The following is a 14,907-nucleotide window of genomic DNA, read 5'->3' on the forward strand; positions in this document are numbered from 1 at the left end:
TGTCCGCAAAGCTGTCAGTGGCGGCAACGCTACCAGCTCCCTCCCCCTGTGGCGAGCGGGCTTGCCACAAGGCGTCATGTCCTACTTTAGAATTCCAGGGTGCTCGACACCGATACCTGCCGCGCATCGCCCATGGACACAAACAGTCGGCTGGCTGCCGAGGTGTAGTAGACGCGATCAAACATGTTCTTCACGTTGAGTTGGAACTTGACCTTCTGCCCATCAATTTTAGTGTCGTAGGTAGCAAATGCGTCCGCCACGGTATAACCCGGCAAGTTGAAGTCGTTGGCCGCATCGCCGGCACGCTCGCCGACATACCGTGCGCCGGTCCCCACGCGCAGCTGGTCGCCACCAAAGATGTTGCCAAAATCGTAGGCCACCGACAGCGAGCCGGTGTGCTTGGCCACGTTCTGCAGGCGGTTGCCTTCCAGCGTCGGGTCGTTGTCCTTGATGTCTTCGGCGTCGGTGTAGGCATAACTGCCGATCACGCTCCACTTGTCGGTCAATTGGCCGGTGGCGTCCAGTTCAAGGCCGCGTGAGCGCACCTGGCCGGCAATGCTGTAGATCGTATTCGCGCCGGAACCGACCGACACCAGCACATTACGCTTATCGATGGTGAACAGCGCCGCGCTGGCGGTGATGCGCCCAGGGATGTCGAGCTTGGCCCCCAGTTCCCAGGACTTGGACTCCTCAGGCGTGAGGTCGCCGGTCAAGGTGCTGCCATCGTTCAAGGCGGCGATGGTGGAGTTGGGTTTGAACGACTCGGTGTAGCTGCCATAGAACGACAATTCATCGGTGTAGCGATACACCAGGCCCGCACGCGGCACCCAGGCCTGGCCGTTGCCGTTGGTGTTGGCCTTGAACGGTACGCCCTTGCCGGCGTATTGGTCGTACATCTGATAGCGCGCACCGGCGACAAAAATCCACTGGTCGTTGAGGTGGATGGCATCCTGGAAGAACAGCGAGTCGCTGCGCAGCAGGTCGGTCTGGGCGCTGTCGACGGCGCTGACGGTAGTGCCCGCCACTTCATTGCCGTACACCGGGTTGTTGTAGTTGAAGGTGCCCCGCGAGCCCTGGCGAATCAGGTCGGCGCGGTAGATCTTGCGGTATTCGTCATCCAGGCCGAACACCAGGTCATGTTGCATGCCCAGCAGCTTGACCTTGCCTTCCAGGCTGGCCGTGGTGAAACGGTCGGTGGTGATCGCGCCCTGGGTGCCGTCCATTCTGCGGGTCAGGGTGCCGTTGTCATTCACCGCACTCACACGCACTTGGCTGGCGTCGTAGGTTTCGCGGTTCCAGCTGTAGCCGAAATGGGCCTTCCAGTCATCGTTGAGGTCGTGATCGGCTTCAAAGCGGTACAGGTCGGACCGCCCTTCCATGTTGTTGAAGGGTTCATCCAGCCGACGGGTGGCCGGGATGTCCAACGGGTGGTTGGACTTGTCGATGGCGGTGCCACGGTCGAACGGCGTGAGAAACTCGCGGTGCTCGTAGGCGAACAACAGCTTGGTGGTGTCGCCATACCAGGCCAGCGACGGCGCGATCAGGCTCTCGCGGTGGGTGCCGAAGTTGCGCCAGTAATCCTCGTCTTCATGGTCGACGATCAGCCGATAGGCCAGGCCGCTGTCGCCAATCGGGCCGGTGGTGTCTAGGCTGCCGCCGCTACCGTTCTTGCCATCACCGAAGGTGGAGCCGCGCACGGTCAGGGCGGTGGACTGGACCAGCTCAGGCTTTTTGCTGACGATATTCACCACGCCGCCCGGGTCCTGGATGCCGTACAGCAAGGATGCTGGCCCCTTGAGGACTTCGACCCGCTCCGCCGTAGCGTTCAACGCACGCCCCTGCACGATCGGCATGCCATCGCGCATGATCGAACCGTTGCGGTTGTCGCCAAAGCCACGCAGCATCACCGCGTCCTGGGTACTGGCCAGGGTGTTGGCCTGGGTGATGCCACTGATGTTGCCCAGGGCGTCATCCAGGTTGCGCGGGGTCTGGTCGCGCAGCACTTGGGCGGGCACGACGTTGACAGTCTGCGGGGTTTCCAGCAGCAAGCCACCCGAGCGCATCACCGAACTGGTGGGCGGTGGCTGGTAGCTGGTGCTGTCCTGGGCCTGCTGGCCAACGCCGCTGATCGTGGTGGCGCCGAGGTTCACCGCGCCGTCGGTGGGCACCGGCTCAAGGGCCAGGGTACGGGCGTCGATCTGGCGGAAGGTAAAGCCGGTGTTGCTCAGCAACCGTTGCAGGGCCTGGTTTGCGCTCATCTGGCCGCTGACCGCCGGGGCGCTCAGGCCGTAGGGCGCTTCATCGGTGTAGATCACGCTGATTCCAGTGACCCGGCTAAAATCGCTCAGGGCCTGGGGCAGCGGCTTGGCTGCCAGGGCAAAGTTGAACTGGGCGCTTTGCTGCTCCTGCGCCTGCGCCACGCTCAGGGGCAACAACGCCAGCCCCGAGACTGCCAATGCCGAGGCTCCCAGCCACTGTTTTATCCAACCGCCCGCCGTCGACTTCATGCTGTGAGAACCCGTGTAGAAAACGCTGTTAATGCGAATAGATCGCAGTTTCAAGCACTACACGGTTGAGCGGTGGATTTACCTCACCTTTATTTGCAAATATTTTTCGTTAGTGCGCCTGAATGCGAAAGCCCATGCGTGGGAAATGCACATGCACGGTGCCCGCGCGCTCATCGCTACGGCGCAGGATCAGGGTTTCACGCCCGACAAACAGCAGCTCACCGGCCACGGGGTCAGTGCCGTAGTCGGTGGCCGAAAGGGTCACCAGCTGGCCGGCCTTGAAGCCATTCAAGTCCTCGAACACTTCATCGGGCAACGCCGCTGGGGTGGCGTTGCGCGCCACGTCCAAGGCGTGCTCGGCGCTCATCTCACTGGCGGTGCCATGACCAAAACTCAGTACCCGGTCGAGCCAGGCGGCGACGGCGGGATACGCGTCCACCAGCGGCGCGGTCACCGAAGAGCCTTTGAGGAACCACAACGGATGGGCCAGGGCAAAGTCGGCAATCGACGGCTCGCCGAACAGGAAATCCCCCGATTGGTGCTGCAACTGCTGGTCGATTCGGCCGACAATCGCCGGCCATTGATGCTTGGCCACCTCCAATTGCACCCGGGTCGCGGTGCCGCCACTGAACAGTTGGGTACGGTCGGCCACCAGCACCTGCAGCATGTGCGGCGGCACCTTGGCGAACTTGACCGCCAGGGAATCCGGCTGGAACACCAGCGCCACGGCATGGGAAAACACCACCGAATCGGCCCAGGCGGCGAAGCCCTGGGTCACCAATTCCAAACCCTGCGGAAACAGCGCCGGCCCGGACTTCTCCTGCTCCAGGCGCCGGGCGATCAACGCGGTGTCGCAGTAGATATCGGCGCCGACCTGCAACACCGGTGTCTTGCGATAGCCACCGGTCAAGGCGGTCAGATCAGGCTTGGGCATCACCGGTGGAATAAACACCGAGCGCCAGGACAAGCCTTTGAAGCCCAGCAGCAGGCGGGCTTTTTCAGCGAAGGGGGACTGCGGGTAGTGGTGCAGGATCAACTCAGACATGCCAGGCTCCGCTCAATAGATGAGCCGCTAGCTTAGCCTGCGAAACCGCGCATGGGGGCGATGGGAACCCATCAGTCAAATCAATGAGCCGCTGGCCGCCAGGCACTCCTTGGCGCTCTTTTTCAGCTTTTTGATCAAGCGTTCCTGGCGCAGCGCCTCGCCCTTGCTCGCGCATTGCTCGGTGTACACCAGCGCCACGGCAGGGCTGGATAAAAAGAACCGCGCGCCCTTGCCGCTCTGGTGCGAGGCAAAACGGCGTACCGGGTCGTTGCTGATGCCGCAATACAGCGAACCATTGGCGGCACGCACCAGGTAGACGAACCAGGGCTTGGGTTCAGGAATATCAGTCACGGGTCAATGTCGGCAAACCAGAAGAGTGCCAATCTTATCAACGACTGGCCTGGAATGCCCTCAGCCCTTTGAGCGCCTGCGCGCGCACGGCGTTTTTCAGCGCAGGTGACCAGCCCAGCAACAGCCCCTTCACACCCAACGCCTGGCGCGACCAACGCCACAGGTCGAAGTGGTCGTGGTGCTCGCAGATCTTGCCGTCGCGAAACACAAACCGCGCGCCGATATCGTTGACCACCGTATTGCCGGTGGCGCTGAACAGGTAAGTCGCCACCCAGTGCGCGCTGCCGGTGGTCTCGTCGCTGCGCACGTGGTCGAACGTCAGGGAAAAGTCCTTGGCCCGCGTGGTGAGCATGCGCCACATATCACCGGCATCACGGCCACGCAGCTCGCCAAACGCCGGGTCGCTGAACACCACATCATCGGTGTAGCAGGCGGCCATGGCTTCGGCATCCAGGCGCTGAAAGGCCGTGTAAAACTCGCTGATCAAGGCGTTATGGGCATCACTCATGGGCAGGCTCCGCGTGAGGAAAAAGAGTAGGCGCACGATAAGCCGTCAACGCCGCCAAGGCTACTGACATTCGCCGGGTAAATAGCCCGCCTCAGGGCACCATGCCACTGCTGCGCGCATAAGCGAACAAATCGACATCGGTGGAAATGCACAGCCTGCTCATCGCGGTGCTTTTCTGCTTGCTGATGGTCGAGATACTGCGGTTGACCCGCGCCGCGATCTGGCTGACGGTCATGCCACTGGCGAGCATGCGTACCACCTCGCGCTCCTTGCCGGACAACTGCGGCATACCCTGCTGGTCACCGACGCCCGCCTCCTCAAGTTGCAATCGCAGGCATTCGCTGACAAAGGTGTGCCCTTCACACACGGCCTTGATCGCCAGCGGCAGTTCCCTGGCCGATGCACTCTTGGCAACGATGGCGCGCGCGCCATGGGAGAACGAGGACCTCAGCGTGGCAACGTTGGCGAACATGGTGACCAGAATCACCGGCAAATCGGGGTGTTGTCGATGCAGCAAGCCCAACAACCCGTAGCCATCCGCCTGTTGATTACCCGGCATGGCAAAATCCGTCACCAAGACGTCGCAGGGTGTGCGCTGGACCAGCGCCAGCAACTGATCGGGTCCATCGGCCTCCCCCACGACTTTGCACTTTCCGTTGGCCTCAATGACCACTTTTTGACCAATACGTACGATGGGATGATCGTCAGCAATAATTACGCGAAGCATGGGCACCACCAGGATCGCCAATTGAGTCCGGGCAAAATAGCGCTGATGGCTTTCAGCCACAACCGCCGAAATTGGCGGTTTCCGGGCCTCAGCCAGCAATCAGTGAAACCCGACTTTAGGCCCACAGAAAAAACAGACGCCACCTACAGAATAGAACTACAAAGATGAGGGAAACTTCCTTCACTAAACCTGAGGCCATAGCTCGGCCAGGCGCAGCAGGTAACGCCGCAAGTCGGCGTATAAAAGCCCAAGTGAGCGCGAGTTCGCCGCGACGCCCTCACACGCCACCGCAGTGATCAAGTGGGCGCCGCGGTCCTCCAATTGCCCGGCCCCCAAAAAGGCAAGACCGCCCACCAACCGATGCAAGTGCCGGCTCGTCGCCGTCGCATCCTGTTTAAGGAGGGCGTCGTCCAAGGCTGCCAGATCCGCCTGCGCCTCCTCCAACAAGCACCCCACCATGCGCTCTACCAATGCCGCACAGCCAAAGGTTTCTATCAGGGTCGCGCGGGCGGGCCAGGTGATGGGCACGTCTTGAGCAACCGGCTCGGGTCGCTGGGTGTCCGCCTGGGGCACCCATAACGTCAGGATTTCGCGCAGTTGTATCAAGGTCAGCGGCTTGACCAGCCAGGCATTGATGCCGGCCTCCAGGCAGCGATGAATCTGGGCAGCCTCAAGGGTCGAGGTCAGGGCAATGATCGGCACTGGCGCGGTGTGGGCCAGGCGCTCACGACGGCGTACCTCACGGGCCAGGGCATAGCCGTCCATGACCGGCATCTGGCAGTCCGTGAGGATCAGGTCGAAGTGCCTGTCGGTCATCGCCGTCAAAGCGGCCTGCCCGTCGTTCACCACTTCCCTGTCGAACCCCAGCTTATGCAGCATCCCCCCCAACAGCATCCGATAGGCCGGATGATCTTCCACCACCAACACGCTCAATCCCTTGCGCCCCGAGGTCATTGGGCCGAGCGGCAGTGACGCAGACCCTGCGTTCCCACCGGGTGGGCTACCTGGCTGCATGATGACCTCGTTACGGAATGGACCGGCCAGGAATGAGCCATTACGCAGGTGCACTGTGCCGCCGCGACAACCCGAAAAAACAACTCAAATGGATTACATATTTAGTCAAATAATATTCTTTTGGATTATTTTTTAACCATGCAACAACTACGAAATATTCCCTCCTTACGCATAAATACGTCTTTATCTGACAGCCGGAGTCGCCACGAACCATTGTCGTATTTGTTGTATTTCCCCTATTGCAGGCACCCGATAAATTCCCCGGCGTCCTTCGAGGGCCCTCGCTCTCTTGGTGTTTGAGGCCTCTTGGACGGACACCCGCCTCCCAGTGAACGCGAACGTTATCGCCTGGGGAAATGCCCACGGCCTTGCACCGGAAATCATCAAAAAATGAGAAAGACCCTGACCGTAGTTGCCGCCACCTTAATGGCCTCGTCCCCTTGGCATACCTTTGCGGCAAGCAGCGTGGACCTCACCGTCACCGGGCTGATCACACCCAGCGCCTGCACGCCCGGCCTGTCCGGCGGTGGCGTGGTGGACCATGGAAAAATCTCGGCCAAGGACCTGAGTGCCACCGACCAGACCCTGCTCCCCGCCAGCACGCTGCAGATGGTTGTGAACTGTGACGCGCAAACCCTGTTTGCCTTGAAGGGCATCGAAAACAGCGTCGGCAGCACGAATCCGAACGGCTTTGGCCTGGGCCTGATCAACGGTAATCAGCCGCTGGGCCATTACACCTTGGAGCTGCTGAACGCTTCGGCCGACACCGCCGCCGCCACCACGCTCAAGTCCGTCGACGACGGTAAAACCTGGGACGCCATGGGCGGCGATGTCTGGTCGACCCTGAACCTGGCCAGCTTTGGCAATCAGTCCGGCGGCAACTGGGCGCCGATCCCGATCAAAGACCTGACCGCCGACCTCAAGGTCTCGACGCTTATCGCGCCCGCCTCAGGACTGGACCTGACCAACGAAGTACCGATCGATGGCAGCGCCACCCTTGAAGTGAAGTACCTCTAAGCCCTTTTTCCTCAACCCGAGGCATCACCGAATATGGATGTTCGTACTTCGACCCTAGTGGTCACCTTGCTGATTGGCGTGACGTCGCAAACCGAGGCCGCCAGCAGCACCGACTTGGCCGTGACCGGCCTGATTATTCCGAGCGCTTGCAGCCCCAGCCTGTCCGGCGGCGGCGTGATCGACCACGGCAAAGTGGCCGCCCGCGACCTCAACCCAGACACTCACACGTCCCTGCAGCGTCAGGTGATGCGCCTGAATGTGCGCTGTGACGGGCCGACACTTTTCAGCCTGAGCACCCTGGATAACCGCGAAGGCACCTCGGCCATTCAGGACCGGTTTCATGGCCTGGGTATGACGGCCAACGACGAAAAACTCGGCAGCGCCTCCCTGAGGCTTTCTACAGCGGTGGCCGACACCGAAGCGGTGCGCACCATCGTGTCTACCGATGGCGGCGCCACCTGGATCGAAGGCACCTATTTGGGTCACACCGCGATGACCGCCGTGGCCTCGGCCACCGGCAGCCTCACCCCGATCGCCGTGCAGGAGCTGGATGCCGACGTGCGCCTCAACACCATGATCGCGCGTTCCGACAGCCTGACCCTGGTCGACGAGGTGCCCCTGGACGGTCACGTGACTGTTCAATTGCGTTACCTGTAATCCCTGATCCGTTCTCCCTACCCTGGACCCTGCTCACCATGAAACCTCTATCGCGCCTGCTCAGCTCTTGCCTGATGATCGGCTTCGCCGCACCGGCACTCGCTGCCTCCACCACCGACCTGACGGTCAAGGGGCTGATCGTGCCGTCGGCCTGCACCCCCTCCTTGTCGAGCGCAGGCCTTGTCGACCACGGCAAGATTTCGGTGGGTGACCTCAAACCCACCGCCATCACCTACCTGCCGCCCGTCTCCGTGCAGCTGTCAGTGGATTGCGAAGCAAAAACCCTGCTTGCGCTGATGCCTACCGACAATCGCAAGGCGTCCGGAATCGGTCCCTACAACTATGGCATCGGCCTGGTCGACGGTAAAAAGCTGGGCGCCTATTCGCTGGTCTACGACAACGTCCTCGCCGATGGTGAGACGCCCAGAATGCTGATGTCCTGGGACAGCGGCACAACCTGGCAAAGCGCGGACGACAGCGATATGTGGGACTTCTTCCTGTCGGTCGGCGACGTGGCTGGCCCACGCATTCCGGTCCCGGTCCAAAACCTGAGCATGGACCTGTCGATCCGCACCTATATCCACCCCACCCAGAACCTGCCCGTGGCTCAAGAGATGATCATCGACGGCAGCGCCACCATCGCCGTGCATTACCTCTGAGCCCGAGCTCGCAAGCGTTTCACCCAACCCCCTGTATCCCTGGAGACCCACTGAAATGAACCTGTCCCCCCGCGTCCTCGCTACTGTTCTGCTGGCTATCGCCAGCCCATGGGCGGCTGCCGCGTCTACCGTCGACCTGACCGTCAAGGGGCTGATCGTGCCCTCGGCCTGCACGCCCACATTGTCCAACGCCGGCACCATCGACCACGGCAAGATCTCGTTCAAAGACCTCAACCCGACCACCCCGACCAACCTGAAAGCACAAACCATCGACCTGGCCGTGGCATGCGACGCCCAAACCCTGATGGCTCTGCAAACCACTGACAACCGTGCCGACTCAGGCATCCATGGCGGCTACGGCATTGGCCTGGTCAACGGCAACCAGAAACTGGGTTACTTCAACCTGACCATCGCCAAGGCCGTAGCCGATACCGTGGCCGCTGACTTCGTCTACTCCCTGGATGGCGACCGTTGGTTCTGGCAAGACATCAACGATGCATGGGTTGCCAATTACATGATCGCTCCCAGCCTGACCACCTTTGCCGCCCCCATTCCGGTGCAAAACCTGTCCGCGATGCTGACCGTCTACACCATCATCAATCGCAGTGACGCCCTGCCCGGCGGCACGGAAATCCCGATCGACGGCTCCGCCACACTGACCGTGCGCTACCTGTAACCCCTCGACCGCCCAGCCCGAATCACGCCAGGTAACTGATCGTCATGAATATGCTTCTCCGCTCGCTGGTACTCGCGTTTTTGCTCGTGGGTGTGCCGTTGACCTTTGCCGCCTCGGGCGTCGATCTGCAGGTTGAAGGCCTGATTACCCCCAACGCCTGTCTGGTGTCGCTGTCGGACGATGGCATGGTGGACCACGGCAAGATTCCGGCACGCCGACTCAACCTCGATGAGTTCACCGTGTTGCCGAGTTTCCCCATGGCGCTGGGCGTGAGTTGCAACGCAGCGGTGCTGTTCGCCCTCGTGGGCGTCGACAATCAAGCCGACTCGTCCCTGGCACCTGATTTTTTCTACGGGCTGGGCATGAACCATCAGGCACCCACCGAGCGGCTGGGCTCGGTGGCCCTGTCGCTGCGCGGCCCTGTAGCCGACGCACAACCGATGCAAACCTTGACCTCATCCGACCAAGGCGCCACCTGCCACGTGGAGCCCAACGCCTACCCGAACAGATTCATGGCCTTCGCCGTACCGGGCAGCCTGATACCCGTGCCCCTCAGGAACCTGGTGGTCAATCTGCGAGTGGACACCTCGATCAGTCCGGCCAACAACCTGACATTGAAGGAAGAAGTGCCCCTGGACGGCTTGATCACCCTGGAGTTGCGTTACCTGTAATCCGTGCTACTGACTATTTGGAGAACGCCTGCATGACCCTTTTATTCACTACCCTGCGTCGCTTAAGCGCCGCAAGCTGCACGCTGCTGGCCTGTTTCCAGACGCTGCCGGCTGCCGCTGACGGCATGGTGCCGGACACCTCGGTGGTGATCGTGCACGAGGAGGCCGGTGAAACCTCGGTAGCCGTCACCAACACCGACCCCGACCTGGCCCTGCTGCACGTCACCCTCGAGGACATTCCCCAGGACATTGAACCCTTGCTGTTCGTGACCCCGCCCTTGACCAGGGTGGAGCCCGGCAAGAGTCAACTGGTGCGGTTCATCCTGCAAACCAAACAACCGTTGACCACCCAACGCCTGAAACGGGTGGTGTTTGAAGGCATACCTGCCAACCGTAAACCCGCCAAGGCCGGGCATGCACGTGTAGGTGTCACGGTGCGCCAGAATTTGCCGGTGATCCTGCACCCCAAAGGCCTGGCCACCAACCGCACACCCTGGACCGACCTGAAATGGTCGCTGCAAGGTGAGCAACTGTGGGTGCACAACGACACACCCTACGTCGTGCGCCTGGCTCAGGAGCTGCAACTGTTGCCCGGCGACAACAGGGCACTGCTGCCGCGAGCCTATGTGCTGCCTGGGGAAAACATCCCGATCCAGGCAAACGCCGCGGGCGCCACCACCGTACGGTTTCAACCCGCCACCGTGTACGGCTTCGCGGTCAGCGCCTATGACGCGCCCCTGACACCTGCCCGGCCTTAGCCTCCTCAAGCACTAACCTGGGCCACCAGCGCCCACACCCGAGTGAGTTCTGTGAACACAGTCATGATTTGCCATGACGGCGAAGCCTTGCCCGTCATTCGGCCGCGCGCCCTGCGCCGTGGCCTGATCCACCCGGCAACCCGGTCCGTCATCCCGCTGGCCGGCGTCCTGTGGCTGGCAGAGGCCGTGGCCCAGCCAGCGGCAGCTACCTTCGACGCCACCACACTGCAACAACGAGGTATCGACCCGGGACTGGCCATGCTGTTGGTCCAGGCCCCGCGTTTCGGCGGCGGCAGTCATCCCGTCACGTTAAGTGTCAACGGCCGCCCGAAAGGACGGGTAAACGCCCACTTCACCGCGGACGGCGAACTGTGCTTCGACCAGTCGCTGCTGGATAAAGCCAACCTGCTCGGCACAGTGCCCGACAGCGACGAAACACTGCGCTGCCATGATTTCATGACGCGCTGGCCCACCACCCAGATCGAACAGGACACCGCCAACCTCGGCCTCTCGCTGATCGTACCCACCGATGCCTTGCGCCCCGTGGTGCGGGATTTTTCAGGCTATGAAACCGGTGGCTTCGCCGGCTTGATCAACTACGACCTGACCGGGCTGTACAGTCACTACGGCGATCAAACCAGTCGCTACGGCTCGGCCAATACCGAAGTCGGCTTCAACGCCGGTGACTGGATCGTGCGCAGCCGCCAAGTACAAACCTGGCAGGACGACGACTCGCGCACTACCCACCTGGAGGCCTACGCCCAGCGCACCTTTGCCCAGCAGCAACTGGTCCTGCAAGCCGGCCAGATCAACCTCTACAACCCGGTGCTGGCGGGCGCGCAGATCACCGGCGTGCAGGTACTCACCGAGCAGGCGCTGCAAGAAGAAAACCAGGGCTCGACCATTGACGGCATCGCCTACAGCCAGGCCCAGGTGGAGGTGCGGCAGAACGGTGCGCTGATCCACTCCACGGTGGTGCCGGCCGGGCCGTTTTCCCTCAGTGATGTCAGGCGCCTGGACAGCCGTTCGGACGTCGAAGTCACCGTCAAGGAGATAGACGGCAGCGAGCGCCGTTTCACTGTGCCGGCGGCCATGCTCGGCGTGGGCCTGCCCGCGCCCGGGTATTCCGTAGCGGCGGGCCGGGTGCGCGATATCAGCCACGACCAAAGCGCCGAGCCCTGGGTGGTCAGCGCCGGCTGGAGCGGCGGCGTGCTGCCGGGCGTGAACCTGGCCGGTGGCAGCTTGCTCGCCGACAGCTATCAGGCCGCCGGCATCAGCCTGGGTACCCAACTGTGGACCAACACCGACGTGCAGGCCTCATTGACCGCTACCGACGCGCGCCGCCACACACAACGACGAGGCATACAAACCGATCTATTGCTGTCGCAACAGCTGAACGATCGCTGGTCGTTCTACCTCGGCACATCCCAGCGCACCGAGGGCTATCGCGAGTTACAAGAAAGCATCGCCGAGCGCTACGCCGACGAGCGCAATCAGCGTTATCGCGACCAGCAAAGCGCCGGCGTGGCCTGGTCCCACCCCTGGATGGGCGCCTTCAGCACCGGCTACTCGCGCTCGACCTTGTTCGACGGACGCAACAGCAGCCGTGCGCTGGCCACCTGGGGCACGCGGGTCGGCACTGTCTCGGTGTCGGCCAGCGCCGAATGGCAAGTCAGCGGCAGCCAGGGTCGCGACGACAGCCTCTACCTGAACCTGAGTATTCCCCTGGGCGAAAGCCGTCGCGCCCGCACTTGGCTGCGCAACTCCGGTGGCGAACACCGCATCGGTGTCGGGCTCAACGAGCAGCTCAATGATCAACTGAGCTACCGCGCCGGCGTCGAGCGCGACTCCCGTGACCGGCAAGTGCAATCGAGCCTCGGGGTTTCGGCGCTGCCGCGCTATACCCAGCTGGACCTGAACTACAGCCGCGATGACGCCGAGCGCGACAGCTATCAAGGCAACGCCCGCGGTGCGGTAGTGATGCATGGCGACGGTGTGACATTGTCACCGTACCCGGTGCGCGACACGTTTGCCGTGCTGTCGGTGGCGGACATTTCCGGGATCAAGGTCAACACCCCCAGCGGCCCGGTGTGGACCGACTGGCAAGGCCAGGCCGTCGTGCCGCAGGTGTCGGCCTATAGCCGCACCGCCGTGGAAGTTGAAACCCGCACCCTGCCGCGCAATGCCGACATCAACAACGGTCTGGCACAGATCACGGCCGGACGCGGTGCCGTCGACCGCGTCGACTTCGGCGTCAGCCTGACACGCCGCGCCCTGCTCTGCGTCACCACCGTGGACGGCAAACCACTGCCCAGGGGCGCCTCCGTCAGCAGTGCCGACGGTGAGTTCATCACCCTGGTCCAGGACGGTGGCCAGGTATTCCTGACCAACGCGCTGGAACAACCGTCACTGTGGGTCAAGGCGCCAGGGCAGCCACCGTGCGAAGTGCACTACCAATTGCAGGCCAAGCCTGACACCCAGTCGTACTACGAAACCGCTGCGGCCCAGTGCCGTACCCCTTGAGGAGCAATGCCTGTGATTTCCCGTTTGTGTCGCCCGCTGGCCGGGCTTGTATGGCTGGCCGGGGTAGCCCTCGGCACCCCGGCGTTGGGCGATGAATGCCGGTTGAGCCTGAGCCAGTCGTCCACGGATTTCGGCCAGTTCAATCGAAGCGTGCAAAGCACCCCGGCAACGCAATACCCGGTGGGGGAGCAACACCTGAGCCTGACCCTCGCCTGCGATCACGTCACGGACATGAGCCTGTTCTACAACGCCGTGAGCAACGGGGCCGAACGCTTTCGTTTTGCCGAGCACGGCGAATATGCCTTGCGACTGCGCAATGGCGTGTTGGACGGGCAAACGGTGGAGCTGGGCGTGATCGCCGGTCAGGGCCAGCCGCCCGGCGAAACCGCGGCAGAGTTGGCTTGGCGCCCTACCGTGGGTGTGGTGCCGGTGCGCGCAGGTGCGCCGGTGCAGGGTAAGACCTTCTCGGTGCAACTGGACATCAGTGCCTGGGCCGAGGAACCGGCACTGCGGGTCCGCGACGCGCTCGTCTGGGAAACCTCCGGGGTGTTCGAAGCCTCGGCCGGGGCCGCCAGCCGCGAATTGCAACTGCGCGCCACCTTCGCCCCGACCGCCTGTGAACTGAGCCTGTCAGGCGGGGGGGTGGTGGACTTTGGCCGGATTTCACGCAACGACTTGAACAGCGGGCAATCGACGCGCCTGCCGTCCAAGTCACTGATGCTCAACCTGGGTTGCGATGCCCCGACGCGGTTCGCCTTGCGCATGCAAGACAATCGCGACGGCAGCGCCACGGTCAACAGCGAGATTTACTACGGCCTGGGCCTGGACCAGAGCGCCAACCGCATCGGCCTTTACTCATTGGTCTTCGACCCCACCGACGCCTCAGCCGACAGTTTCCCGCGCCTGTATCGCACCGACTCCACCACCGCCGGGGTGGCCTGGAGCCTCAGCAACGCCAGCCCCTTGCCGGTAGGTGCCAACAGTTACCTGGGTTTCAGCCCGATCGGCGGCAGCCAGGCGGGCCCGGTCGCCATTCAACACCTGTCGAGTCGGGTGACCGTGGAGGCGGTCATCGCCCCGACCAACACCCTGGACCTGAGCACCGATGTAGTGCTCGACGGTTCGGCCACCTTGGAAATCATCTATCTCTAGAGACTCACCGATGAACAGAACAGTGTTAACCCCTTTGATCGCATTGGCATGGCTGGGCAGTCTCCTGCCGGCCCAGGCTGCGTCCACCACGGACTTGAGTGTCTACGGTCTGATCACCCCCAGCGCCTGTGAACCCAGCCTGTCCAATGGCGGCATGCATGATTTGGGAAAAATCGCCGCGCGGGACCTGAATGCCGACCAGACCACACCGTTACCCACCTACAGCCTACAAATGGCGATCACCTGTGAGGCGTTGACCCTGCTGGCCCTGGAGCCTCGGGATAATCGCCTGGGCTCCAACTACGATAGTGATAAACCGTTTAAATTCGGCCTGGGGCTGGTCAACGACCAGCAGAAACTCGGTTACATGGTATTGCGCCTCCAAGCGCTGGTTGCCGATGGCATCGCCCTGCGGCAGATCGGCCAGACTGATCCCTTTACCTGGGCTCCGAGCGCCCTCCTGTCGCCCGACTTCCTCACGTCATTCGCCGCTATCGGCACCTTGGTCCCAACGCCGGTACAGGTGCTCAATGCAGAGCTGAATATCGCGCCGACCATCGCTCCGACAAACACGCTGTCCCTGGAAAATGAAGTGCCCATCGACGGTTCCGTGACCCTGTCCATGAAGTACCTGTAAGGCGG

15 protein-coding genes are annotated in these 14,907 nt (G+C 62.4%); 9 read left to right on the forward strand and 6 right to left on the reverse strand.

The window, feature by feature from the left end; genetic code table 11:
- Positions 1-86 precede the first annotated feature (86 nt).
- From BM403_RS06210 to BM403_RS06235, 6 genes are all read right to left on the reverse strand, one after another.
- A complete protein-coding gene (locus tag BM403_RS06210; RefSeq protein WP_012722365.1) occupies positions 87-2,507 on the reverse strand; it encodes a TonB-dependent siderophore receptor in 2,421 nt (806 codons plus the stop codon).
- A gap of 109 nt (positions 2,508-2,616) precedes the next feature.
- A complete protein-coding gene (locus BM403_RS06215) occupies positions 2,617-3,552 on the reverse strand; it encodes a glutathione S-transferase family protein (protein WP_093542106.1) in 936 nt (311 codons plus the stop codon).
- 75 nt (positions 3,553-3,627) lie between these two features.
- Positions 3,628-3,903, reverse strand: coding sequence for a GIY-YIG nuclease family protein (locus tag BM403_RS06220; RefSeq protein ID WP_012722363.1), 276 nt, complete (start codon positions 3,901-3,903; stop codon positions 3,628-3,630).
- Between the two features lie 37 nt (positions 3,904-3,940).
- Positions 3,941-4,411, reverse strand: coding sequence for a nuclear transport factor 2 family protein (locus tag BM403_RS06225; RefSeq protein WP_012722362.1), 471 nt, complete (start codon positions 4,409-4,411; stop codon positions 3,941-3,943).
- 91 nt (positions 4,412-4,502) lie between these two features.
- Positions 4,503-5,138 (reverse strand): response regulator, encoded by a 636-nt coding sequence (locus BM403_RS06230; RefSeq protein ID WP_012722361.1) that lies wholly within the window; start codon positions 5,136-5,138, stop codon positions 4,503-4,505.
- 183 nt (positions 5,139-5,321) lie between these two features.
- On the reverse strand, positions 5,322-6,152 hold the full coding sequence (locus BM403_RS06235; RefSeq protein ID WP_093542108.1) for a response regulator: 831 nt from the start codon (positions 6,150-6,152) through the stop codon (positions 5,322-5,324).
- A gap of 390 nt (positions 6,153-6,542) precedes the next feature.
- On the opposite strand from BM403_RS06235, the gene BM403_RS06240 reads away from it, so the two are divergent.
- From BM403_RS06240 to BM403_RS06280, 9 genes are read left to right on the forward strand one after another with little or no spacing between them, the layout of a single operon-like run.
- Entirely contained in the window at positions 6,543-7,169 is a 627-nt protein-coding gene (locus BM403_RS06240; RefSeq protein WP_093542110.1) for a DUF1120 domain-containing protein, read from the forward strand.
- A gap of 33 nt (positions 7,170-7,202) precedes the next feature.
- Positions 7,203-7,826 carry a DUF1120 domain-containing protein gene (locus BM403_RS06245; RefSeq protein WP_012722358.1) on the forward strand — a complete coding sequence of 208 codons (624 nt, stop codon included), beginning with the start codon at positions 7,203-7,205 and terminating at the stop codon, positions 7,824-7,826.
- Positions 7,827-7,864: 38 nt separating this feature from the next.
- Positions 7,865-8,485, forward strand: a complete 621-nt coding sequence (locus BM403_RS06250) for a DUF1120 domain-containing protein (RefSeq protein ID WP_093542112.1) — start codon at positions 7,865-7,867, stop codon at positions 8,483-8,485.
- A gap of 55 nt (positions 8,486-8,540) precedes the next feature.
- A complete protein-coding gene (locus BM403_RS06255; protein WP_012722356.1) occupies positions 8,541-9,161 on the forward strand; it encodes a DUF1120 domain-containing protein in 621 nt (206 codons plus the stop codon).
- A gap of 44 nt (positions 9,162-9,205) precedes the next feature.
- Positions 9,206-9,832 (forward strand): DUF1120 domain-containing protein, encoded by a 627-nt coding sequence (locus BM403_RS06260; protein ID WP_093542114.1) that lies wholly within the window; start codon positions 9,206-9,208, stop codon positions 9,830-9,832.
- Positions 9,833-9,864: 32 nt separating this feature from the next.
- Positions 9,865-10,590, forward strand: coding sequence for a fimbria/pilus chaperone family protein (locus BM403_RS06265; protein WP_244885998.1), 726 nt, complete (start codon positions 9,865-9,867; stop codon positions 10,588-10,590).
- A gap of 51 nt (positions 10,591-10,641) precedes the next feature.
- Entirely contained in the window at positions 10,642-13,113 is a 2,472-nt protein-coding gene (locus tag BM403_RS06270; protein WP_371914000.1) for a fimbria/pilus outer membrane usher protein, read from the forward strand.
- A gap of 6 nt (positions 13,114-13,119) precedes the next feature.
- Positions 13,120-14,265 (forward strand): DUF1120 domain-containing protein, encoded by a 1,146-nt coding sequence (locus BM403_RS06275; RefSeq protein WP_093542120.1) that lies wholly within the window; start codon positions 13,120-13,122, stop codon positions 14,263-14,265.
- Positions 14,266-14,287: 22 nt separating this feature from the next.
- The gene (locus tag BM403_RS06280) at positions 14,288-14,902 is read left to right on the forward strand and encodes a DUF1120 domain-containing protein (RefSeq protein ID WP_371914001.1); all 615 of its coding nucleotides are present in this window, start codon (positions 14,288-14,290) and stop codon (positions 14,900-14,902) included.
- Positions 14,903-14,907: the final 5 nt, after the last annotated feature.

It is taken from the genome of Pseudomonas sp. OV546, assembly GCF_900116845.1.
GTDB classification, from domain to species: domain Bacteria; phylum Pseudomonadota; class Gammaproteobacteria; order Pseudomonadales; family Pseudomonadaceae; genus Aquipseudomonas; species Aquipseudomonas petroselini.